This window comes from Nocardioides sp., assembly GCF_014360585.1.
Lineage (GTDB): Bacteria > Actinomycetota > Actinomycetes > Propionibacteriales > Nocardioidaceae > Nocardioides.
Genome location: NZ_JACIXG010000030.1, coordinates 19,056 through 40,798, shown reverse-complemented (window position 1 = coordinate 40,798; position 21,743 = coordinate 19,056). Strand labels below are relative to the sequence as shown.

The following is a 21,743-nucleotide window of genomic DNA, read 5'->3' as shown; positions in this document are numbered from 1 at the left end:
CCTAGATACCGATAGACGCATGCAGAAAGTGAAATCGTGACCGACACTCCTCCGGAAGGCCCCGGGCAGACCGCTGCCGGCGGCCGGATCGAGACCATCGAGCTGCAGTCCTCGATGCAGGCCAGCTACATCGACTACGCCATGGCCGTCATCGTCGGCCGGGCGCTGCCTGACGTACGCGACGGCCTGAAGCCCGTCCACCGCCGGGTGCTCTATGCGATGTACGACGGGGGCTACCGCCCCGACCGCGGGTTCTCCAAGTGCGCCCGTGTCGTCGGTGAGGTGATGGGTAACTACCACCCCCACGGCGACTCGGCGATCTACGACACCCTGGTCCGGCTCGCGCAGCCGTGGGTGCTGCGCAACCCGCTGATCCACGGCCAGGGCAACTTCGGCTCGCCCGGCAACGACCCTGCCGCGGCCATGCGTTACACCGAGTGCCGGATGGCGCCGCTGGCGCTGGAGATGGTCCGCGACATCACCGAGGACACCGTCGACTTCGGTCCCAACTATGACGGCCGCTCCCAGGAGCCGGCCATCCTGCCGGCGCGGTTCCCCAACCTGCTGGTCAACGGCTCGGCCGGCATCGCAGTCGGCATGGCGACCAACATCCCGCCGCACAACCTGCGTGAGGTCGCCTCCGGTGCCAAGTGGGCGCTCGAGCACCCCGACGCCACTCGTGAGGAGCTCCTGGACGCGCTTCTCGAGCGGATCAAGGGCCCCGACTTCCCCAACGGCGCGCTGATCGTCGGCAACGAGGGCATCCAGCAGGCCTACCGCACCGGTCGTGGCTCGATCACCCAGCGTGCGGTGATCGAGGTCGACGAGGACAAGTCGGGTCGTACGAACCTGATCGTCACCGAGCTCCCCTACATGGTGAACCCGGACAACCTCGCCCAGAAGATCGCCGACCTGGCCGACACCGGCAGGGTGCAGGGCATCGCGGACGTCAAGGACAACACCTCCTCCCGCACCGGGCAGCAGCTCGTCGTCGTGCTCAAGCGCGATGCGGTCGCCCGCGTCGTACTCAACAACCTGCTCAAGCACACCGAGCTGCAGACCAACTTCTCCGCCAACATGCTGGCGCTGGTCGACGGGGTGCCGCGCACCCTGACCCTCGACCAGTTCATCTCCCACTGGGTCGAGCACCAGATCGACGTCATCCGGAGGCGTACGGCATTCCGGCTGCGCAAGGCGGAGGAAGACGCCCACATCTGGCGCGGTCTGGTCAAGGCGCTCGACCAGCTCGACGCGGTCATCGCGCTGATCCGTTCCTCCCCCGAGGTCGACGACGCCCGCCAGGGCCTGATCCGGCTGCTCGAGATCGACGAGATCCAGGCCAACGCGATCCTCGACATGCAGCTGCGTCGTCTCGCGGCGCTGGAGCGGCAGAAGATCGTCGACCGTCTCGCCGACCTCGAGGTCATCATCGCCGACCTCGAGGACATCCTCGCCAACGTCGCCCGCCAGCGCCGGATCGTCGGAGAGGAGCTCGAGGAGATCGTCGCGAAGTACGGCGACGACCGCCGCACGCAGATCATCGCGGCCGACGGCGACCTCTCCATGGAGGACCTCATCCCCGACGAGGAACTGGTCGTCTCGATCACTCGCGGTGGCTACGCCAAGCGCACCCTCGCGGGTGAGTACCGCACTCAGAAGCGCGGCGGGAAGGGTGTACGCGGTGCCACCCTGCGCGGCGACGACGTGGTCGAGCACTTCATCGCGACCACCAACCACCATTGGCTGCTCTTCTTCACCACCGCCGGCCGGGTCTACCGGATCAAGGCCTACAACCTGCCCGAGGCGGCGCGTGACGCCAAGGGTGGTCACGTCGCCGGGCTGCTCTCGTTCCAGCCGGACGAGTCGATCGCTCAGGTGCTCGCGATCCGCGACTACGACCAGGCGCCTTACCTCGTGCTGGCGACCCGGTCCGGTCTGATCAAGAAGACCCGCCTCGCGGACTACAACTCGCCTCGTCAGGCGGGCGTCATCGCGATCAACTTCCGCGAGGACGACGACGAGCTGATCGGCGCCGAGCTGGTCAACTCCGAGGACGACATCCTGCTGGTCTCCCGCAAGGGTCAGGCGATCCGCTTCCGCGCCGACGACGGTCAGCTGCGCCCGATGGGTCGAGCGACGTCGGGTGTCACCGGCATGAAGTTCCGTGAGGGCGACTCGCTGCTGTCGATGTCGGTCATCCGGGCCGAGCACGTCGCCGCCGAGATCGCGGCCGGGCTCTCCGAGGCCAACGAGGACACCGCCGACGTCGCCGCTCCCGTCTCGGGCGCCGAGTCGCCGGACGAGGTCAAGGAGCAGTTCGTCTTCACCATGACCGACGGCGGTTTCGCCAAGCGTACGAAGATCTCCGACTACCGGCTGCAGTCCCGCGGCGGTCTGGGCATCAAGACGATGGCCCTGGCCAACGCCGACCGCGGCGGCCTGGTCGGTGCGTTCATCGTGGTCGACGGCGACGAGATCCTCTCGATCACCGCGACCGGTCAGGTCGTACGCAGCCCGATCAACGCCGACTTCCGGGCCACCGGTCGCTCCACCCAGGGCGTCAAGTTCGTCTCGCCCAAGAAGAGCGACTCGGTCGCTGTCGTGGCCCGTTCCATCGAGGCCCGTGAGGTCGATGATGAAGCTGTCGCCGGGACAGAGGTTGCAGATGATGTCACAATCGGTGAAGACGGCGAGCACGGAGCGTCGTCCGAGTCGACCACGGAAGATGAATCCTGATGACGGACCGCACCGCCGACGACACGACCGGGGGAGTCGCGATGACCGAGCGGAACGAGACCGCACAGCCGGTGACCCAGCGCCTCACGGGCACGGTCGCCAACGCGGCCAGTGAGTTCAAGCGCACGACCTCTGCAGCCGCCTCCGCGGTGGCCTCGACCGCCCGCACCTCCGGCCCTGCCGGCGCGGAGCGGGCCGCGGCCGGCGGGCCGGGGCGCCGGGCCCGGCTGAGCCTGAGCAGGATCGACCCGTGGTCGGTCATGAAGATGGCCTTCCTGCTCTCGATCGCGCTCAGCGTCGTGGTGATCGTCGCCGTCTTCGTCATCTGGTCGGTGCTCGGTGCCGCCGGTGTGTGGGACGCGATCAACCAAGCGGTCAAGGACGTCGTCGGTGACTCCAGCGCCGGCTGGAACGTGCAGGACTACCTCGGCCTCTCCCGCATCATGGGCTTCACCATGGTCGTCTCGGTGGTCAACATCGTCCTGATGACGGCGGTAGCCACTCTGTCCGCGTTCCTCTACAACATGGCCGCCGCGCTCCTGGGCGGCGTCGAGGTCGAGCTCACGGAGAACTGAACCCGACGAGAGTCTGCAACCTGGGGAGGGTTGTCCGAGCGTGGTTCGGATAACCCTCCCCAGGTTCATACGTTTAGTTGGCAGGTCTCCCCGCAGCGCCGCACCTTTCCGTTCCAGCCGTTCCTGGCGAGGACCCGTCCTACGCGGGCTGCGGTCTGGCATGGGGTGTCGAACACCTGGTGAAACCGCAGTCTCGCGGTAACTGCTCCCAGCTCCGCCAGGTCGTCCAACGAACGGTCCGCATCTCGGGCCTGATCGCGCCAGGAGTCGTGGCCGAGCGCGCCATCGAGTTCGACCACCAATGCGTACCCTTCGTACTCGACGTCGCGGAACTGGTTGCCGGATGCGCCGAGCCGCGGCGACTGGCGCCGTCCCGCCGGCAGGCCGTGAGCCCGCTCGACCTTCGTGAGGTAGCCGTGCTCGAGCACCGAGTGCGTGCCGGTGGCGAGGTCATCCACCAACCGTTGGATGAGCTTGCGGCGGCGTAAGGAGTGCGCGCGGTTCAGGGCCTTCTGGAGTGTGGCCGCAGTGACGAAGGACCGGCTCGCCACCTCAGCGACCCGTGCGATCGCCTCGATCTCGGACCTGGCCTCGTGTGCCATGGCCAGTGCGTTGTCCTCGACCTTGAGACGCGGCGGCGTGCCTCCGTAGGCCTTTCGTTCGAGGTCGCGCATCCGGTGTACGACGATGCCGGGCTGGGGTAGCACCTTGCGCGAATGATCGATGGCGACATGGATGGGTCGACCGTCGTCGCGCCCGCGTGGAGCTTCGAGGCTGTCGCGGCACAGCAGGGCCGGAGCGGCGTAGAGCACCGCTGCCCATGCCCGTTGCTCCCAGGTGAGTGGCCCGGTGTGGTCGACATAGACGCGCGGGTGCACTCGGCGCAGCTCGTTGCGGCGTACGGCTCTCTCGATGTCGATCCTCCTGAGGCCGCCTGCAGTGAGCTGCGCATAGGTCGCGACCCCGTCCTGCATCCGCCGTTGAGCATCGAGCATCCGCGCCGCGTCCTCACGCGCGAAGATCGCCTGAAGGTCCCCCGAGTCGGACATGCCGCAAACTCTAACCCTGGGGAGGTCTGTCCGAACCGGGTTCGGACAGACCTCCCCAAGGTCGACGGCGGCCCATCGTTTTGGTTCCCTGGGCAGCGGCCGGGTAATGTTCCTCTCGCCTGCTGGTAGGGGCTTCCACCCTCCAGTTGGCGCCTGCGCTTATAGCTCAGACGGTTAGAGCACCACACTGATAATGTGGGGGTCGGAGGTTCAAGTCCTCCTAAGCGCACAGCACTCGCCCTGAACTCCGGTTCGGGGCGTTTCTGCTTTTCGGGCCTGGTGCTCCGCCTCCCTCCATCGTCGCTGCTGGCGTCCAGAGCGGCTCCAGACCTTGCGTTGGCGGCTCCGAGGCCCCGACCTCCCGGCGACCGGGCTCTACGCGCACCCCCCCGTCCCGCCGGCACCGGACCACAACGAGAAGAGCGCCTCAGCCCATAGACCAAGACGCTCTCAACACACCGGCGCAGCTGCTACTCGTCGCGACTCCGCTTCATCCGCCTAAGGGCACGCCGCACCGACCACGACTCCCGCTGCAGCAGCCGATTCTCCGCCCGACGGGACTGGAGCTTCTCCCAGGCGGCCAACAAGAGAACCGCACCGAGGAGCCAGGTACCGAAGGAATACACCACACCCAGATGTCCGGCCGGTCGCGGGCCTCTCAATTTTCTCGAACATGCGTTCGATACGATGAGGTGTGTCGGCCAACCCTCCCAAGAACGACGCCTGGCCGGAGCCCAGGCACTGGCTGCACGTATGGGTGCATCGCCAACGTCGGAACCATCCGCCACCCATGCCCGGCCTCGTGCTCAAGTGGGAGCTGCACAAGGGCAGGTGGCGCGCGTGGGTGATCTGGGTCGACACCACGTACGCCGCTCCGGAGATCCGGCACGCTTGGCTCCCCCTCAACGAGATCCGGCCGGCGAAGAGCAACATCAACGTGTGGAACGACCGGCGGCGATGACGACAGGCAACGACCCGGGCGACGGCTTAGATCTGGCCGGATGCGTCGTGGTCGTGGGTCGGGACGACCCGCATCAGGTGACGGGCCAGGTGCAGGCGGTGCAGGGTGGCGAAGGCGGCGTCTCGGTCCTCGTCCACGAGGTCGCCAGGGAAGGCCGGCTTCTGTCTGATCAGGTCGACCTGGTCGTAGTGCCAGGCGGCGTCGCCGGCGATGAGGACCCAACCCGAGGGCGTGCGGGCGAGGACACCGATGCTGCCCGGCGTATGGCCGGCGAGCTCGACGAGCAGGACGGAGCTGTCGCCGAACAGATCGTGGGAGGCGGTGAAGGTCGCGACGGGCGGACCATCGAGGTCGTACGTCTCCACCGCCCGGCCGTCGGTCAGGGCCGGGCGCACTCCCCCGACGGGAGGCCGTCCGGGGCCGAGGATCCAGTCGCGCTCGATGGTGCGCAGGTGCACCGGCAGGCCGGGCAGATCCAGGAGGCCGCAGACGTGGTCCCAGTGTGCGTGGGTGGGAAGGGCGAAGTCTGGCTGGATCTGTGCCGATCGGAGCGAGTCCACGGTGGGAACGGTGTCCGCCGGAGGTGCCACGAGCCGACGAAGCAGGCTCGGGAGCTCGGTCAGGGCCCGGCCGGGTGCGTCGCGGCAGTAGGAAGGGTCGACGACGAACGTCGCCTCGGGGTGGATGACGATGAAGCAGGTCATCGCGTTTCGTACGCGCCGGAGCAGGCCCGCCCCTTCGATGAGGCCGCCGGCCGGGAGGCTGCGCGGCACCTGAGGCATCGTGCGTACCGTCACCGTGCGGTCGCCCCGGGGTAGGCCGGCGTCGGTGATCGAGGCGAGAAGGCGTTCGTCCGGCCGCCGTGGACGCAGCAGGCCGCGCGCGAATCCGCCCACGGCACCGATCAGCTCTCGGGATGTCGGCGTGGCCGGAGATGCAGTGGGATCGCTCGTCACACCAGGAACGTACCGATCATCGGGCGGTACGCCATCCGCCCACGGTAGGAGTCGCATGCGAACATCACGGACATGACGAAGATCGACCTTCCGTTCGACCTCGACTCCGTCCCAGGCCGTACGCGCCGATGGGTCCGGGGCGGGATGAAGCGCACCGACAGGTGGGTGGAGCGGCTGGGCGGCCGCGTCGGCCCGCTCATCCCCAAGACGCTGGCCACCGGTGGCGTCGGCGACTGGACCCCGCAGGGGCTCGGCCATGACCCGGAGACCGACCTGCTGGCCCAGAGCTACTACTCCCACGACCACGGGTCGGCGCTGGTGCTGGTCGACCTGAAGAGCGGCCAGACCGCCGCCGAGGTGCTGCTGATGGGGTACGACGGCAAGGCCGGCCCCGGGCACGCCGGCGGTGTCGCGATCGACGGTGACGACGTGTGGGTCTCCAAGGGCACCGGCGGCGCCGGTCGGCTCTACCGCTACTCGCTCTCCGCGATCCGCGGATCGGCGAAGGGCGCCGAGGTGGAGCCGATCGAGCTGCCGGCGAAGGTGGCGGCCGGCTCCTACTGCCGGGTCCGCGAAGACCGTCTCTATGTCGGAGGCTTCGGCAAGCAGACGCTCTTCGCCTACGCCCGGGCCGAGAACGGCGAGTGGGACTTCTCCGAGCCGGTGCTCTCGACGACCACCCCGCCGCAGGTCCAGGGCGTCGTCGTACGCAGCGACGAGTACGTCTTCTCCTCCTCGTTCGGCCGTCACCGGCCGAGCACGATCTTCATCTGCGAGCGGAACCCGGATGGCACGGTCGGCGCGGTGCAGCGCACGTACAAGTTCCCCAACATGGCCGAGGCGATCGTCGAGGTCTCCGGCGAGCTCATCACGACCTACGAGTCCGGCGCCTCTCCCTACAGCCGGGCGGCGGCGTACGGGTTCGGGATCTTCATCGGACGAATGTGGGCGAGCACCCACATGACCTGCACGCCCATCGCCTCCCTCGGCCTGGCGCCCGACTCCAACGGCGGGTGATTTCGTACGCCTCATGGCTGGCCGGTACGCTTTCCTGGTCTAACGGGCAGCGATGCTCACCACGACTCGCAGGAGAAGACATGAAGAAGATCGTCCTCGTACTGCTGGCCGCGGCTGGCATCGTTCTCGCCAAGAAGAAGCTCGACCAGTCGAACATCGATAAGAGTCACTGGGCCGACGCGACCGACAAGGTGAGGTGACCGACGGACACCCGTCCGGGGCGTTGGCGCAATTGGTAGCGCACCTGCTTTGCAAGCAGGGGGTTAGGGGTTCGAGTCCCCTACGCTCCACCAGAGTTCGAGAGTGCTGAGTGAGTATTAACCTCAGCAGGCGAACGAAATTCGTTCGCCCTCCGGACGCGGTTGCTCAGGCCGGGATCAGGGCGGCGTACTTCGGGCGCAGCTCGTCGGTCCGGTCCTTGACCCGCTGGACGAGGAGGGCTGACGTCTCCTCGGATGGAGCCGTCGGGCCGTCGTCGAGGAGGTCGGCGAGCTCGTCCAGGCAGACATGCCAGCCGACCGCGGTGTCGGTGTTGTGGATGGGGCCGCCGAGCCAGGTGGTGAAAGTGAGGCGGGTGCCGTCCGCCATGGGCTCGAGCTCGAAGCGGAGCAGGTCGGTCAGGTCGGCGCGGCCGTCCATCCCCCAGGTGAACTCGAAGGCCCGGGGCGGGTCCCACACCCGCAGCTCGCCCTCCGAGACATAGCTGCCGGGGTCGACGCCCATCTCCTCGATCGCCTCGGCGGTGCTCGCCAGCTCCAGGCCCTCGGGCCAGAACGGCAGACTCAGCCGCGCTCCGGCAGCGCGCTCACCGACGATGTCGGTCGGGAACCAGTGCCGCAGTCCGTCAGACTCGGTCAGGGCCCGCCACACCTTCTCCGGGGAGTGGCGAAGCAGTCGTACGTAGCGAAGCCCGATCCGCTCCCCGTCGCGGAGCACGTCGCCCAGGGGGCCGGTGGTCGTCTCGGTCATCTCTCAGTCCTCCTCGTGGTCGGGGTCGTCGAGCTGGTCCAGGTGGCGCTCGAGCGCATCCAGGCGGTCGGCCCACCTGCGTCGGTAAGGTGCCAGCCACTCCTCCAGCTCGCGGAGCCGCTCGGCGCGCAGCCGGTAGTGGCGGCGCGGGCCGTCGATGCGTACGTGCACGAGATCCGCCTCGCCTAGTGTCCGCAGGTGCTTGGACACGTTCGGCTGGGCGAGCCCGAGGGTCTCGACGAGCTCACCCACCGCCATCTCGCGCTGACAGAGCAGGTCGAGGATCTGCCGACGGGTCGGGTCGGCGATCGCGTTGAAGATGTCTCGGGTGGGCACCTCTAAAACATGCCTCACTTGGCATATGCCTGTCAAGGCATGTCCGTTTTCGTCGTTCCCAGCCGTGCTTGGCGCCCCTTGATCGGGTGCTGAAACCCGCGCTCTGCGGGCAATTTGCCGGTAACCGGCAAACGGCAATGTAGATACATTCCCTAAACAGGTTCAGGCTGTTTGCGCAAGGGGCCTAATACCTATCGTCTCGATATTTGGACCTATCACTCGTTTGAATTCCGTACGGCGGAACAAAGTGGTCCTGAAAGCAACCGAAGTCCTTTGGCGGGCGCCAGAAAACGCTCTGACGAAACCCTCCACCGCAAAGTCCGAAAGGTCAATGTCGTGGGCGCAAAGTCCGTAGTCACCCGGGTCGAGATGACCCCCGTAGAGTCCCAGGCCGCAGCGAAGCTGTCGGAGTCCTTGCTCGACCGGTTCGAGAACCCGGTCGCTTCGGAGTTCCTCGAGACCGCGCCGTTCCTCGGCGGCGAGCTTCCCGACAGTGTCGCCCAGGCGATCCGCGCATTCCGCTACGGCGACGCGACCGATGCTCTGGTGATCAGCGGTCTCCCGGTGACCGCCGGCCCGACCCCGCCGCACTGGAACCACCCCGAGGCACAAGCGCCGCACATGGCCGACTTCTGGCTCGCGCTGATCATGGCTCAGCTCGGCGACGCTGTCTCCTGGTCCTCGCTGCAGGGTGGCCAGCTGGTCAACAACATCCTGCCGATCCAGAAGCAGGAGAGCCTGCAGACCGGCCACAGCAGCGATGTGGTGCTCGACCTTCACATCGAGGACGCGTTCAGCAGCCTTCGGTGCGACCACCTCGGCCTGATCTCGCTCCGCAACGAGGACATGGTCCCGACCACTGCGGTCGGCATCAGCTCGATCGACGTGACCGGCCCTGAGTACGCTCCGCTGTTCGAGCCGCGCTACCTGATCCGTCCCGACGACGAGCACCTGCGCAACCTCCGCGAGGCCGGCGTCAGCGCGGGTGAGCTGCTCGCCGCCCCGACCGCGGTTCTCTCCGGCTCCCCGCAGGCGCCCGACGTCCGGCTCGACCCGCCCTACATGTCGGCCCTGCCGGGCGATGTCGAGGCTGACCGGGCGCTCCAGCTGCTCATCATGGAGCTCTCCGCGAACGTCGAGGACGTCGCGCTGGCTCCGGGCGAGATCCTCATCGTCGACAACCACCGTGCGTTGCACGGCCGCAAACCGTTCACGGCTCGCTACGACGGCACCGACCGTTGGCTGCGCCGCCTCACGACCGTCAAGGACCTGCGCCGCAGCCGGGTCGCTCGGTCGGAGGCCTCGTCGAGGATCATCGATCCGGTGCTCGAGCCTCTCCCTGAATCCCTTGAGCTCACAGGCGCTGGTCGCTGACGCTCGGGACAAGGAGGCCGCAGGCATTCTGCCTGCGGCCTCCATCTATTTCGTGACGCCTCGGACGACGCGGCTGACGCCTCGGACGACGCGGCTGACGCCTCGGCGGATGTGGACACCCATCCGGCTGGCGGATGTGCCGTCGCGCGTGACGGGGATCGGGAATACTCGCTGAGGTGAACGTGAGGCGATGGGGCATCTCCGTGCTGGCCGCTGGCTTGGCATTGGCGCTGGTCGGCTGCGGCGAGGAGGACGAGCCGAAGAGGCCGAAAGCAGCCCCCGCGGAAGCCGACTACCCCGTGTACGCCGCGACGATGGACCCCGTCGAGGCCGCCATGACGCTCGTGCCGGACGGCGCGAAGACGCTGGCGGTGACCGACTACGACGAGGTGAAGTCGCTCTTCGGGCTCGACGCCGTCACCAGCAGGTCGAGTCCCGCGGATCAGAACGAGCTGTGGAGGCGGGCCGACAAAGAGGCCGCGCAGGTCAGCGGCGGTCTGCTGCGCGAGGTCGACCAGCGCCTGCGTGACAAGTTCAAGTGGGGCGCGGCCGACGTGACCTGGGAGGCGAGGTTCGCCGGCGGCGGCAAGGAGGGCTTCGTCATCAAGGTCGCCGACCGAGTGAAGCCCGGACCGGCGATCAAGGCCGGTGTCGGTCCCTTGAAGGGTGCCGAGTTCGACCCGAAGACCCACCTGATCACCAAGAACACCGTGACACCGGATGCTGAGAACTGGGCCGCCCAGGAGGCGATGGTCGCCGTCGCCGGAGGGCCGGCCACTTCGACGTACGTCGTCAAGGGCTGCGCCGAGGGCGGGCCGAAGGAGAAGACCCGGCTCGCGCCGGTCGAGGCCTACTCGGTCGAGTTCGGCGGCGGAATCGCCACCCTGCGCCTCGGCGAGGACCGTGACGACCTGTTCGTCCGGCTCGAGCTCGGCGACCAGGCCGCTGCGTACAAGAAGGTCTTCACCAACGGCGTCGCCGACCCGTCGACGGGGCGGATCGGGTTCCGCGTGACGAACCCGGTGACGGCCGCCACCCTGGTCACCAGCAAGCCCGTCCCATTCGCGGTCTGCGACTGAGGGCGGGCCCGTCAATCCGGAAGCGCCGGTTGAGGCCGGATTGAGGGGCCCGCCCTAGGCCCCCGTACTCTGGGAGCTGCTATGGCCGCCCAGACCAGTCCCCCGCGCAGCGCCTATCCACTTGGGATCTTCTCCCCCAGGCTTTGGGGTGCACACGCGCTGGTGGTGATCTTCGTGACCGGCGCCGTGCTGCTCGGGGTGTGGCAGTACGAGTCCAGCCAGCAGGACAAGCAGGACCAGGTCGCGGAGCTGGTGCATGCGAAGCCGAAGGTGTTCGGCGACGTGATCGGGCCCAACGACGCCTTCCCGTGGGAGCAGATCGGCCGCCCGGTGACCGTCTCCGGGATCTGGATGCCCGAGGAGACCATCTTCATCGACGGGATGGAGCGGGGCTCTCAGGTGGGCTTCTGGGCCGTCACGCCGGTACTGGTCGAAAACACCGAGTCGGCCGTCTACGTCGTGCGCGGCTGGACGCCGGAGGTCGGGTCCGCACCGCCCGCGCCACGCGGACACGTCACCGTCACGGGCTGGCTGCAGCCCAGCGACTGGACCGACGTCGCCGACGACCGCAAGTCCGACAACGTCTTCCCGCAGCTCGACATCTCCGACCTGATCTCGCGCACCAGCTACGACCTCTACAGCGCCTACGTGGTGCGCTCGCCGGTCGAGGACAACTGGCCCGCCAGCTCGATGCCCGTCAACGAGGGCGCCACGGACGTCGCCGATGTGCCGGCGCCGCAACTGCCCGAGCCGGACGCGACCACCGGGCTGCGCAACCTCCTCTACGCGATCGAGTGGTGGCTGTTCGGAGTCTTCGCGATCTACGTGTGGTGGCGCTATATGCGTGACACCCTGCGTCCCCGTCCCGAGAACGACAACGACACGACAACGACAACGACGACGACAACGACGAGGAAGCGATGCCGACCCCTGAGAAAGCGGCTCAGGAAAGCCACGTACCCTCCAAGGCGTGAGTCTTTCCGGCAATCTGACCGCCTATCGGATCATGGCCACCATCGTGGGTGTGCTGCTCGTCGTGCTGTGCCTCATCGGCCTGCCGCTCCACTACGGGTACTGGGTCAGCGACGCAGCCTGGCTGGCCAAGGGCAGCGGCGCCGGCTGGCAGCTGGGCGCTGACATCTCGGAGTATCTGGGTGTCGCTCACGGCTGGCTCTACATGATCTTCCTGCTGACCGCTTTTCTGCTGTCACGCAAGGCAGCCTGGCCGATGCCTTTCACCATCGTCACGGCTGTGTGCGGAACCATCCCGTTGCTCAGCTTCTGGGCCGAGCACCGCGCCACCAAGATGACGCGGGTCGCGATCGAGACCTCAGCCGCCTGATCTCGACCGTCCATGTGGGAGGATCGGGGCGTTATATCCCGTACCAATCCCAATGTCGGAAGGGCAGGTCATGGCTGACCAGAAGGCCATCCTCCACACCAACCACGGTGACATCACGATCACCTTGTTCCCCAACCACGCTCCGGAGACGGTCGCCAACTTCGTCGGCCTCGCCACGGGGACCAAGGAGTACAAGGACGACGCCGACCGCTCTGGCGTCCCCTACTACGACGGTCTCGGCTTCCACCGTGTCATCCCCGGGTTCATGATCCAGGGCGGTTGCCCTCTCGGCACCGGTACGGGCGGTCCGGGCTACACCTTCAAGGACGAGCCGCACCCCGAGCTCACCTTCGACAAGCCCTACCTGCTCGCGATGGCCAACGCCGGCCCCGGCACCAACGGCTCGCAGTTCTTCATCACCACCGGCCAGGCGCCGTGGCTGAACTTCAAGCACACCATCTTCGGTGAGGTCGCCGACGAGGCGTCGAAGAAGGCCGTCGACTCGATCTCCGGCACCAAGACCGGCGCGATGGACCGCCCGGTCGAGCCCGTCGTCATCGAGACCGTCGAGATCGTCTAGCTTGTCCGACTCGACCCCGGTCGGGGTGCCGGCCTGCTACCGCCACCCCGACCGTGAGACGCATATCCGCTGTCAGCGCTGTAGCCGGTCCATCTGCCCTGACTGCATGACGCCCGCCTCGGTGGGCTTCCATTGCCCCGAGTGTGTGCGTGAAGGCCAGAAGTCCGTACGCCAGCCCAAGCGCTTCACCGGCGCGCGGGTCGGGTTCCGGGCGCTCCCGGTGACCTTCTCGCTCCTGGGTGTCAACGTCCTGGTGTGGCTGAGCATCATGCTCACCGGTCGTTCCGCTTCGAGGATCGCCGACTTCCTCGCGATCCGGCTGCAGGGTTACTGCCTCACGCCGGAAGGCGGGTTCGCGGTGCCCCGCGAGCTCTGCCGGTCGAGCGGCTACCAATGGATGCCAGGAGTCGATGACGGCGCGGTCTGGCAGCTGATGACCTCGATGTTCACGCACGTCTCGCTGATCCACCTGGCCGTGAACATGTTCTCTCTCTACCTGCTCGGCTCGTTCCTCGAGCCGATCGTGGGCCGGCTGCGATTCCTGGTCTTCTACGTGATCTCCGGCCTGGCGGGCTCTGCCCTGATCGTGTGGGCATCGGCACCGGCCGGGTCGACCGTCGGCGCCTCGGGCGCGATCTTCGGTCTGCTGGGTGTCCTCGTGGTGCTCTTCGTCCGGGCCGGGCAGTCGCTCGCCCCGCTGCTGCCGATCCTCCTGATCAACGCAGGCATCACCTTCTTCGGCAACGGCATCTCGTGGCAGGGGCACCTCGGTGGCTTCATCGGCGGTCTCGTCGTCGCGGGCATCTTCACCTCGCTCCGCGCCGACCGGAAGGCGCCGTTGCAATGGGCTGCCCTGGCCGGCTTCACGTTGGTGTTGCTTGCCCTGGTCGGCGTACGGATGGTGTCGTTCTGACGCCTTGAGGGCGGGTGTTTTAGCAGCGTTTTCACGGCGTGGACAAATCCACAGCTGTGGAGGAGCCTGTGGAGAACTACACCGGTGTAACGCAAAGCGGCGCAACCCAAAGGATTGCGCCGCTTTCGTGGTCTACGGGGAGGGTCACTCCCACTTCGTGGCGAAGGTGAAACCCACCGCCATGAAGCCGATGCCGACCAGAAGGTTCTTCTGAGCCAGGTCGTTGAAGACCGGGATCTTGTCCAGGTGGTCGTTGGCGAAGACGTAGAAGACGCAGATCCAGATCAAGCCGATCAGGAAGCACCCGAGCATGCCGACCACGACGCCGCGGCCACGGCCGAGCGGAGTCTTCGGGTGGGCGGCGACGGCCAGGCCCGTGAAGAGGAAGAGGAAGCCGATCAGGTAGTTCCACCCCTCGAGCTTCTGCACCGGCTTCGGCCCGGTGAAGTCGCCGCCGATCTCGTTGGGGCGGACCCCGACGTAGTAGTAGGCGATCCAGCCGATGCCGAGGGCGATCAGCAACAGGGCGACCCCGAAGCGGGGAGTGAAGATCGGATCCTTGGGCAGGTCGAGATCACTCTTCTTCGAGAGCTTGAGCTTGGCCACGGGTGATGCTCCTCAGACAAAATGTGATTGCTGCGCATACCCTAGTGCTCGTGAGCTCCGGAACCCAGGCTAACCCCACCCGAAAGCGAAAGCGGTGGTCCCGCGCGACTTCGTGGCGGGTCGGCACGCCCGTCGTGGTGCTGCTCTGTGGCGGCCTGCTGGCGGTGAGCTTCGTCAACGCGGACGGCACCGATCTGCGTCCTGGCCGCTACGACGACCTGGCCACGCTCGTCGATGGCGAGCGAAGCCGCTACAACCGCCTCGAGGCCCAGCTGACCGACCTGCAGGGCGAGGTGGACCAGCTCACCAGCGGCGTCAGCGACAAGGACGTGAAGAAGCTCCAGAACCAGTCGGCGAAGCTCGCCGATCCGGCCGGCACCTCCGACCACAGCGGTGCCGGCATGCAGATCGTGCTGGGCGACGCGCCCTCGGAGGTCCAGGAGAGCTACACCGGCGACGACCCCAACTCCCTTGTCGTGCACCAGCAGGACATCCAGGCCGTCGTCAACGCGCTGTGGGCCGGCGGCGCCGAGGCGGTCACCATCGCCGGCAAGCGGATCATCACGACCACCGGCATCAAGTGCTCCGGCAGCACGGTGCAGCTCGACGGCGTCCCCTACCCCCAGCCGTACGTCATCGAGGCGGTCGGCGACCCCGACCAACTGCAGGCCGCGATCGACCGCGACGACCACGTGCAGAACTACCGTGCCGACGCCCGCGACCCCGGCGTTCAGATCGGCTGGTTCCTCAAGCCGCTGACCTACCTCACCGCGCCTGCCTACGACGGCCTGCTCGACGTGAAGTACGCAAAACCCCTGCCTCAGCAGAACTGAGACAGGGGCTCGGCGAGCTTCGAGCTACGGCGCCGCCGGGGTGCTCGGCGGCAGGGCCGGGTCACAGGTCGGCGGGTCGCCGGGCTCGGCGGTCTGGGTGGCCGACGCCGAGGGGTTGGCCGGGTCTGTCCCAGGCATGAGCGTCTGACAGCTCGGCAGGGCCTCTTCCTTCGTCGAGACGAAGATGATCACCTCGCTGTTCTGCTTGAGCGGGGTGCCCTTGCCGGGCGACTGCTCGACGACGGTGTCCTTGGGCTTGTCGGTGTTCGGCTCGTCCTTCTCCACGGGCGTGAAGCCTGCGCTGCGGAGGATCTCCTTCGCCTCCTCGGCCGTCTTCCCGACGACGTTGGGGACTTTGTTCGGTCCCTTGGAGACGGTGAGGGTGACCACGGTGGACTTTCCGGTGGTAACGCTCTCGCCGTCGACCGGGTCGGTCTTGATCACCGTGCCCTTGTCCTGGTCGGAGTCGGTCGTCTCGACCTTCACCGTGAAGTTGTAGGGGTCGTTCTCGAGCAGCTGTTTAGCGGTCTTCTGCGGCGACCCGACCACGTTGGGCATCTGCCGGTTGGGTGGTCCGGTGGAGACGGTGATCGTGACGGTCTTGCCCTCCTCCAACTCCTCGCCGGAATCGGGCGACTGGGAGATCACCACACCCACCGCCACGGTGTCGCTGGTCTCCTGCGCGACCTCGCCCTTGAGCTTGACCGCGCTGAGCTCTGCGAGGGCCTTCTCCTCGGTCAGGCCGGCGACGTTGGGTACGGGGGTGGTCGGTGGCTTCAACGCTTCAGGCAAGAAGTAGGCGCCCACCGCGATCAGGCCGACGATCACCAGCCCGAGCAGGATGAGCACCCACGGGCGGGGGCCGTCGGACCGGTCGTCCTGGGGCGGGTAGTAGCCGTTGGTGTCCCCGCCGTAGGGGTCGCCCGCAGCCGCCCGGTTCTGGGCGACCTGGGTCTGGTCGAAGCTGGGCGGCACTGTCGCCTGGACCGGACGCCCGGCGAGGTAGCGCTCGATGTCGGTGCGCATCGCCTGCGCGGACTGGTAGCGATCCTCGACCCGCTTGGCCAGCGACTTCATCACGATCGCGTCGAGCTCACGGGGCAGCGACGGGTCGTGGGCCGAGGGAGGCTGGGCCTGCTCGCGCACGTGCTGGTAGGCCACCGAGACCGGCGAGTCGCCGACGAACGGCGGTCGCCCGGTAAGCAGCTCGTAGAGGAGACAGCCGGCCGAGTAGACGTCCGAGCGGGCGTCGACCTGCTCGCCGCGGGCCTGCTCGGGGCTGAGGTACTGGGCGGTGCCTACGACGGCCGCGGTCTGGGTCATGGTCGACTGGGCGTCGTTGAGCGCCCGGGCGATGCCGAAGTCCATCACCTTGACGTCGCCGGCCGGCGTCAGCATGACGTTGCCCGGCTTGATGTCGCGGTGGATGATCCCGTTGCGGTGGCTGTAGTCGAGCGCATTGAGCACGTCGGAGCTGATCTCCAGCGCTCGCTCGGGCAGGATCTTGCGACCCTCACGGAGTACGTCGCGCAGCGTGCGGCCGGCGACGTACTCCATCACGATGTAGGGCTGGGCGACCCCGTCGACCGCCTTCTCCTCGCCGGTGTCGTAGACCGACACGATCGAGGGGTGGTTGAGCTTGGCCGAGGACTGCGCCTCACGGTGGAAGCGGGCCTGGAAGGTCGGATCGCTGGCAAGGTCCATCCGGAGCCGCTTGATCGCGACCACGCGGCCGAGCCGGTGGTCGGTGCCCTTGCGGACCTCCGCCATCCCACCTCGGCCGAGCAGCTCGCCGACCTCGTAGCGGCCCGCGAGGAGAGGCCCCTCAGCCATTGCCGCCCCCGTTGCCGTTGCCGTTACCGCCACCGTCGGTGTTCTCGCCGCCAGGAAGCTCTGGGAAGCCCCAGTCGTCGGTCGGGTCTGATTCGGGCGGCTCCTCCTCGTCGCTCTCCTCCTCGTCAGGCTCGTCCTGGCTGGGAGGAGGGGGCTCGACCTCAGGACGCTCGCCGTAGTAGCGGATGGTGACCCTGTCGCCCTCGGAGAGGTTGCGGGTCGGGTCGAGGCTGGAGACCGTGTCAGGCTCGTTGCTGCCGTCGTTGTCCTGGACGGTCGGATCGACCTTGAGGCCCATGTCTTGGAGCTCACGGCGCACGTCGTCCACGTTGCGGCCGATGTAGTCGTCCTCGTCGATCTCGACGGGCTTCGGCTCCTCCTCGGGCTCCTCCGACGGGGTCGGTTTGGCAGTGACCGACAGGGTGGCGGACGCGTCGCTCGCCGACGACGTGTCCGGGCTGCCCGCGAGGGTGGAGGCGATCCAGATGATCGCGATGATCACAGCGACCAGCATCACGATCACGACGATGTTGAACGGCTTCTTGTACCAGGGCCTCTGGTCTTCTTCGTCGTCGTAACGGTCGTAGGGGTCCTGATAGCGGGGCGGGGGACCGTCGGGACCGCCCGGGCCGCCCTGCATGCCGACGTAGTTCTGAGTGGGCGAGGGGACCGGGTCCATGACCGACGTCGCGGTCGCGTCACCGGGCGCGGCGGCTACGACGGTGGTGGCATCGGCGTCCGGGTCGGCGGCGGCACCTTGGCCGACCATCGCGGTGGTGAACGCCGCGGCGTCGGCGTAGCGGAGAGAAGGGTCCTTCTGCAGGCTTCGCATCACGATCGCGGCCAGCTCGGCGGGCACGTGGTCGGGCAGCGGGGGGACCGGGTCGTGCAGATGGGCGATCGCGGTCGCGACCGGGGTCTCCTTCTGGAACGGCCGGTAGCCGGCGAGGCACTCGAAGGCGACCACGCCGAGGGAGTAGACGTCGGAGGCAGGGGTGGCCTTCTCGCCACGGGCCTGCTCGGGGCTGAGGTATTGCGGGGTGCCCATCACCTGGCCGGTGCCGGTGATCCCGGTCGACGCCTGGGCGCGGGCGATGCCGAAGTCGGTGACCTTCACCTTCCGCTCCGGGGTGACCAGCAGGTTGGCGGGCTTCACGTCGCGGTGCACGATGCCGGCCCGGTGCGCTGCGGCCAGTGCGTCGCCAGCCTGACCGAGCAGGTCGCGGACGACCTCCGGGGCCAGGGGCCGACCGTCACGGAGCAGCTCGGAGAGCGGCTTGTGGTCGACCAGCTCCATCACCAGGAACGGCCGCATCAAGCCGGACGCGGTCGGCATCTCACCGACGTCGTAGACGGCCACCACGTTGGGGTGGTGGAGCGCGGCGGCGTGCTTCGCCTCGGACTCGAAGCGGGAGCGGCCGATCGGGTCCTCGGCGTGCTCGGGCTTGAGGAGCTTGATCGCGACCTCGCGGTTGAGGGTCGTGTCGGTCGCCCGCCACACCTCGCCCATCCCGCCGGTGCCGATGAGCTCGTGGAATACGTAACGACTCATGAGATCGCTGCCTCCATCATGGCCTTCGCGATTGGTCCGCCCAGTCGACCGCCAGCGATCTCGCTGCGTTCGGTGCCGCTCTTCTGGACCATCACGGCGACCGCGATGGACGGGTTCTCCGCCGGGGCGAACGAGGTGAACCAGGCGTACGGAGGTCGGTCCGGGGTGGTCTGCGCGGTGCCGGTCTTGCCGGCGACGCTCACGCCGTCGATCGCGGCCGCCGTGGCGGTGCCGTTCTCGACGGTGCTGACCATCATGTCGGTCAGGATCTCGGCGGTGTCCTGCGAGACCGCGGGCTGGTTGTCGATCGCCGTCGGGTTGCCCTGGTCGATGACGTCGAGCGAGGAGGAGGTGACCCGGTCGACGAGGTAGGGCTTCATGACCTCGCCGCCGTTGGCGATGCCTGCCGAGACCATCGCCATCTGGAGCGGGGTCGCGATCACGTCCTGCTGGCCGATGGCGGCACGGGCCTGCTTGGCCTTGTCGCCGCCGTTGCCGGGGTACTTGCTGGCGGCCAGCGGGCCGAGGTCGTCGAGGTAGTCCTGGCCGAAGCCGAACCCCTCGGCCTGCTCCTGCATCTGCTCGTCGGTGAGCTCCATACCGAGCTGACCGAAGGCGGTGTTGCACGAGACCTCGAGCGCACGGGTCAGGGTGATCTGCTCGCCGCCGCAGCTCGTGCCGTTGAGGTTGGGCAGGTTGACGTCCGTGCCGGGGAGGTCGAGGGAGGCGCCGCCGTAGACCTTGCTGTCGCCGTCCAAGCCGAGGTTCTCGATCGCTGCGGCGGCGGTGACCAGCTTGAACGTCGAGCCCGGCGGCAGCGCGGTCTGGATCGAGCGGTTGAGCAGCGGCTCGTCGTCGTCCTTCGAGAGCTGGTTGTACGACTTCTGCGCGGCGCTGATGTCGTTGTTCGCCAGCCGGTCCGGGTTGTAGGTCGGCGTGTTGGCCATGGCCAGGATCTGGCCGGTCTTCGGATCGATCGCCACCGCGGCCGCCTGGACGTCTTCGCCGAGCGCGGTCAGACCCTCGTACGCAGCGTCCTGGACCTTCGGGTCGATGGTGAGCTCGACGTTGCCGCCGGCAGGCTCCGAGTTGGTGACCAGGTCGACGAGTCGGTTGGTGAAGAGCTTGTTGTCCTTGCCCGACAGCACCGAGTCCTGGGAACGCTCGATCCCGGTCTGGCCGTAGGAGTAGGACATGAAACCCGTGATCGGAGCGTACTTCTTGCCGCCGGGGTAGCTGCGCTGCCACTCGAACTTGCCGTCGCTCGGCACGCTGGTGGCGACCGCCTTCTTGCCGACCAGGATGTCGCCGCGCTGCTGCGAGTAGGCCTCCTCGGTGACCCGTCGGTTGTCGCCGCGCTCGTTGTACCAGCTGGCCTTGAAGAACTGGACGTACGTCACGTTCAGCATCAGCGCCACGAACAGGATCAGGCAGCCGACACTCAGCGTGCGGATAGGGCGGTTCATCTGTTCAACGCCCCTTTGTCGAGCTTGACGATCTGGGTCTCCTCAGCGGCGAGGTCTTCATCGGACGGTGCCGTCGGCAGGGGACGGCGGGACTGGTCCGAGACGCGCAACAGCAGGGCCACGATCACCCAGTTGGCGACCAGCGAAGACCCACCATACGAGAGGAACGGTGTGGTTAGACCAGTCAGCGGGATCAGCCCGGTCACGCCACCGACGACCACAAAGGTCTGCAGGGCGATCGAGCTGGCCAGACCGACGGAGAGCAGCTTGCCGAAGTCGTCGCGGGCCACGATCGCGGTGCGCAGGCCACGTTCGACGATCAGGCCGTAGCACAGCAGCAGCGCGAGGATCGCGGTCAGACCGAGCTCCTCACCGATCGCCGGGATGATGAAGTCGGAGTTGGCGTAGGGGATCCGCCAGGGCTCGCCGGAGCCGAAGCCGCGGCCGATCATGCCGCCCCAGGCCATGCCGAACAGCCCTTCGACCAGCTGCCCCGACGAGGTCACGCCATCATCGCCCACGGGGTAGTACTTGAACGGGTCCAGCCAGGTGAACACCCGGACGCGTACGTGGCTGAACAGGGTCAGAGCAGCGAAGACACCACCTGCGAAGAGCAGGCCGCCGACGACGATCCAGCCCTTGCGCTCGGTCGCGACGTACAGCGTCACCACGAAGAGGCCGTAGAACAGCAGGCTGGAGCCGAGGTCGCGCTGCAGCACCAGGATCGCGAGGCTGATCGCCCACATCATCAGCAGCGGGCCGAGGTCACGGCCGCGGGGCAGGTCGATGCCGGCGAACCGGCGGCCGGCGAGCGCGAGAGCGTCGCGATGGACCGCCAGATAACCGGCGAAACAGATCACCAGCAGCACCTTGGCGACCTCGCCGGGCTGGAAGCTGACCGGTCCGAGGTTGATCCAGATCCGCGCGCCGTTGATCGTCTTGCCGATGAACGGGAGCATCGGCAGGATCAGCATGACCACCGCGCCGAGGCCGGCGGTGTAGGTGAACCGCTGCAGCATCCGGTGATCGGGGACAAGGAAGAGCGTGATCAGGAACAGCACCACGCCCAACGTCATCCAGATCAGCTGCTGGCGGGCGAAGGCATCGGTCTCGCTCGCCCCCGCGGCCAGGTCCAGCCGGTGGATGACGGCCAGACCGACCCCGTTGAGCATCGCCACCAGCGGGAGCAGCACAGGATCGGCGTAAGGAGCCATCAGACGTACGCCGACGTGAGCCGCCACCAGGAGCACGACCAGCCAAGTGCCATAGCCGACGATGTCGACCGGGATCTTCCCCTCCACACCGAGGCCGACCGCGGTGTAGGCGCCGATCCCGACCGCGACGGCCAGGATCATCAGGACCAGCTCGGCTCCCCGGCGCGACCGGTGGACAAAGATGGGCATCGAGCTCGCCGGAGTGAAACCGCTCATGCCGCCACCTCCGCCCTTCGCGCGGTGACTCCCTCGCTCGGCGCGAGCGGACGAGCAAGCTCGCCGCTCGACCTAGCTCCGGTCGTTGCCGTGGCGCAGGCGCAAGAGTACGGACGTGGCGGCCTGAGTCCTGTTG

Annotated in this window: 21 protein-coding genes and 2 tRNA genes; 14 read left to right on the top strand and 9 right to left on the bottom strand. The window is 67.6% G+C overall.

From position 1 onward, the window contains the following. Positions 1–36 precede the first annotated feature (36 nt). Both gyrA and H5T77_RS12115 read left to right on the top strand, forming a co-directional pair. A complete protein-coding gene (gene gyrA / locus H5T77_RS12120) occupies positions 37–2,736 on the top strand; it encodes a DNA gyrase subunit A (RefSeq protein WP_292649534.1) in 2,700 nt (899 codons plus the stop codon). After that, the gene (locus H5T77_RS12115) at positions 2,736–3,311 is read left to right on the top strand and encodes a DUF3566 domain-containing protein (protein ID WP_292649531.1); all 576 of its coding nucleotides are present in this window, start codon (positions 2,736–2,738) and stop codon (positions 3,309–3,311) included. The genes gyrA and H5T77_RS12115 overlap by 1 nt, the downstream gene beginning before the upstream one ends. Before the next feature lie 65 nt (positions 3,312–3,376). On the opposite strand, the gene H5T77_RS12110 is transcribed toward H5T77_RS12115, so the two are convergent. Then, on the bottom strand, positions 3,377–4,360 hold the full coding sequence (locus H5T77_RS12110) for a hypothetical protein (RefSeq protein WP_292649528.1): 984 nt from the start codon (positions 4,358–4,360) through the stop codon (positions 3,377–3,379). Between the two features lie 155 nt (positions 4,361–4,515). Between H5T77_RS12110 and H5T77_RS12105 the strand changes: the two genes are divergently transcribed. Both H5T77_RS12105 and H5T77_RS12100 read left to right on the top strand, forming a co-directional pair. Continuing rightward, a tRNA-Ile gene (locus tag H5T77_RS12105) sits at positions 4,516–4,589 on the top strand. A 561-nt stretch (positions 4,590–5,150) separates the two neighbouring features. Further along, entirely contained in the window at positions 5,151–5,321 is a 171-nt protein-coding gene (locus H5T77_RS12100) for a hypothetical protein (RefSeq protein WP_292649526.1), read from the top strand. A gap of 26 nt (positions 5,322–5,347) precedes the next feature. On the opposite strand, the gene H5T77_RS12095 is transcribed toward H5T77_RS12100, so the two are convergent. Next, positions 5,348–6,277, bottom strand: a complete 930-nt coding sequence (locus H5T77_RS12095; protein WP_292649523.1) for an MBL fold metallo-hydrolase — start codon at positions 6,275–6,277, stop codon at positions 5,348–5,350. 72 nt (positions 6,278–6,349) lie between these two features. On the opposite strand from H5T77_RS12095, the gene H5T77_RS12090 reads away from it, so the two are divergent. From H5T77_RS12090 to H5T77_RS12080, 3 genes are all read left to right on the top strand, one after another. Further along, positions 6,350–7,294: a hypothetical protein gene (locus tag H5T77_RS12090; protein ID WP_292649520.1), complete on the top strand. Its 945-nt coding sequence runs from the start codon at positions 6,350–6,352 to the stop codon at positions 7,292–7,294. Between the two features lie 80 nt (positions 7,295–7,374). Continuing rightward, positions 7,375–7,494 (top strand): DLW-39 family protein, encoded by a 120-nt coding sequence (locus tag H5T77_RS12085; RefSeq protein ID WP_292649518.1) that lies wholly within the window; start codon positions 7,375–7,377, stop codon positions 7,492–7,494. Between the two features lie 17 nt (positions 7,495–7,511). Further along, positions 7,512–7,587: transfer RNA gene (locus tag H5T77_RS12080), tRNA-Ala, on the top strand. A gap of 73 nt (positions 7,588–7,660) precedes the next feature. On the opposite strand, the gene H5T77_RS12075 is transcribed toward H5T77_RS12080, so the two are convergent. Both H5T77_RS12075 and H5T77_RS12070 read right to left on the bottom strand, forming a co-directional pair. Then, positions 7,661–8,263, bottom strand: a complete 603-nt coding sequence (locus tag H5T77_RS12075) for an SRPBCC domain-containing protein (protein ID WP_292649516.1) — start codon at positions 8,261–8,263, stop codon at positions 7,661–7,663. 3 nt (positions 8,264–8,266) lie between these two features. After that, on the bottom strand, positions 8,267–8,599 hold the full coding sequence (locus H5T77_RS12070) for an ArsR/SmtB family transcription factor (protein WP_292649514.1): 333 nt from the start codon (positions 8,597–8,599) through the stop codon (positions 8,267–8,269). A gap of 336 nt (positions 8,600–8,935) precedes the next feature. Here H5T77_RS12070 and H5T77_RS12065 point away from each other — a divergent pair, with 336 nt between their 5' ends. The 6 genes from H5T77_RS12065 to H5T77_RS12040 all read left to right on the top strand — a co-directional run bounded on the left by H5T77_RS12065 (position 8,936) and on the right by H5T77_RS12040 (position 13,887). Then, positions 8,936–9,973 (top strand): TauD/TfdA family dioxygenase, encoded by a 1,038-nt coding sequence (locus H5T77_RS12065; protein WP_292649511.1) that lies wholly within the window; start codon positions 8,936–8,938, stop codon positions 9,971–9,973. 176 nt (positions 9,974–10,149) lie between these two features. After that, entirely contained in the window at positions 10,150–11,052 is a 903-nt protein-coding gene (locus tag H5T77_RS12060; protein ID WP_292649508.1) for a hypothetical protein, read from the top strand. An 81-nt stretch (positions 11,053–11,133) separates the two neighbouring features. Further along, complete coding sequence (locus tag H5T77_RS12055) at positions 11,134–12,189, top strand: SURF1 family protein (RefSeq protein WP_292649506.1); 1,056 nt, start codon at positions 11,134–11,136, stop codon at positions 12,187–12,189. Then, positions 12,071–12,394 (top strand): DUF3817 domain-containing protein, encoded by a 324-nt coding sequence (locus H5T77_RS12050; protein WP_292649581.1) that lies wholly within the window; start codon positions 12,071–12,073, stop codon positions 12,392–12,394. Before H5T77_RS12055 ends, H5T77_RS12050 begins: the two co-directional genes overlap by 119 nt. 70 nt (positions 12,395–12,464) lie before the next feature. Continuing rightward, a complete protein-coding gene (locus tag H5T77_RS12045; protein WP_179660452.1) occupies positions 12,465–12,974 on the top strand; it encodes a peptidylprolyl isomerase in 510 nt (169 codons plus the stop codon). A 106-nt stretch (positions 12,975–13,080) separates the two neighbouring features. Beyond that, on the top strand, positions 13,081–13,887 hold the full coding sequence (locus H5T77_RS12040; protein ID WP_292649500.1) for a rhomboid family intramembrane serine protease: 807 nt from the start codon (positions 13,081–13,083) through the stop codon (positions 13,885–13,887). Between the two features lie 144 nt (positions 13,888–14,031). Here the strand turns inward: H5T77_RS12040 and H5T77_RS12035 are convergent, their stop codons facing one another. Then, the gene (locus H5T77_RS12035) at positions 14,032–14,493 is read right to left on the bottom strand and encodes a cell division protein CrgA (RefSeq protein ID WP_292649497.1); all 462 of its coding nucleotides are present in this window, start codon (positions 14,491–14,493) and stop codon (positions 14,032–14,034) included. A gap of 50 nt (positions 14,494–14,543) precedes the next feature. Here H5T77_RS12035 and H5T77_RS12030 point away from each other — a divergent pair, with 50 nt between their 5' ends. Beyond that, on the top strand, positions 14,544–15,326 hold the full coding sequence (locus tag H5T77_RS12030) for a DUF881 domain-containing protein (protein WP_292649494.1): 783 nt from the start codon (positions 14,544–14,546) through the stop codon (positions 15,324–15,326). A gap of 24 nt (positions 15,327–15,350) precedes the next feature. Here the strand turns inward: H5T77_RS12030 and pknB are convergent, their stop codons facing one another. The 4 genes from pknB to H5T77_RS12010 are packed head-to-tail and all read right to left on the bottom strand — an operon-like array spanning position 15,351 to position 21,607. Continuing rightward, a complete protein-coding gene (gene pknB / locus H5T77_RS12025) occupies positions 15,351–17,159 on the bottom strand; it encodes a Stk1 family PASTA domain-containing Ser/Thr kinase (RefSeq protein WP_366816622.1) in 1,809 nt (602 codons plus the stop codon). Further along, positions 17,152–18,711: a protein kinase domain-containing protein gene (locus tag H5T77_RS12020; RefSeq protein WP_292649491.1), complete on the bottom strand. Its 1,560-nt coding sequence runs from the start codon at positions 18,709–18,711 to the stop codon at positions 17,152–17,154. Before H5T77_RS12020 ends, pknB begins: the two co-directional genes overlap by 8 nt. After that, positions 18,708–20,177, bottom strand: coding sequence for a peptidoglycan D,D-transpeptidase FtsI family protein (locus tag H5T77_RS12015; protein WP_292649489.1), 1,470 nt, complete (start codon positions 20,175–20,177; stop codon positions 18,708–18,710). The genes H5T77_RS12020 and H5T77_RS12015 overlap by 4 nt, the downstream gene beginning before the upstream one ends. Continuing rightward, a complete protein-coding gene (locus tag H5T77_RS12010) occupies positions 20,174–21,607 on the bottom strand; it encodes an FtsW/RodA/SpoVE family cell cycle protein (RefSeq protein ID WP_292649486.1) in 1,434 nt (477 codons plus the stop codon). The genes H5T77_RS12015 and H5T77_RS12010 overlap by 4 nt, the downstream gene beginning before the upstream one ends. Positions 21,608–21,743: the final 136 nt, after the last annotated feature.

Bases quoted from the DNA above. Each gene is read 5' to 3' on its own strand.
- H5T77_RS12090 (WP_292649520.1), top strand. From the start codon at position 6,350: ATGACGAAGATCGACCTTCCGTTCGACCTCGACTCCGTCCCAGGCCGT.
- H5T77_RS12015 (WP_292649489.1), bottom strand. From the start codon at position 20,177: ATGAACCGCCCTATCCGCACGCTGAGTGTCGGCTGCCTGATCCTGTTC.
- H5T77_RS12020 (WP_292649491.1), bottom strand. From the start codon at position 18,711: ATGAGTCGTTACGTATTCCACGAGCTCATCGGCACCGGCGGGATGGGC.
- H5T77_RS12010 (WP_292649486.1), bottom strand. From the start codon at position 21,607: ATGAGCGGTTTCACTCCGGCGAGCTCGATGCCCATCTTTGTCCACCGG.
- pknB (WP_366816622.1), bottom strand. From the start codon at position 17,159: ATGGCTGAGGGGCCTCTCCTCGCGGGCCGCTACGAGGTCGGCGAGCTG.
- H5T77_RS12075 (WP_292649516.1), bottom strand. From the start codon at position 8,263: ATGACCGAGACGACCACCGGCCCCCTGGGCGACGTGCTCCGCGACGGG.
- H5T77_RS12040 (WP_292649500.1), top strand. From the start codon at position 13,081: ATGACGCCCGCCTCGGTGGGCTTCCATTGCCCCGAGTGTGTGCGTGAA.
- H5T77_RS12110 (WP_292649528.1), bottom strand. From the start codon at position 4,360: ATGTCCGACTCGGGGGACCTTCAGGCGATCTTCGCGCGTGAGGACGCG.
- H5T77_RS12045 (WP_179660452.1), top strand. From the start codon at position 12,465: ATGGCTGACCAGAAGGCCATCCTCCACACCAACCACGGTGACATCACG.
- H5T77_RS12055 (WP_292649506.1), top strand. From the start codon at position 11,134: ATGGCCGCCCAGACCAGTCCCCCGCGCAGCGCCTATCCACTTGGGATC.
- H5T77_RS12100 (WP_292649526.1), top strand. From the start codon at position 5,151: ATGCCCGGCCTCGTGCTCAAGTGGGAGCTGCACAAGGGCAGGTGGCGC.
- H5T77_RS12115 (WP_292649531.1), top strand. From the start codon at position 2,736: ATGACGGACCGCACCGCCGACGACACGACCGGGGGAGTCGCGATGACC.
- H5T77_RS12085 (WP_292649518.1), top strand. From the start codon at position 7,375: ATGAAGAAGATCGTCCTCGTACTGCTGGCCGCGGCTGGCATCGTTCTC.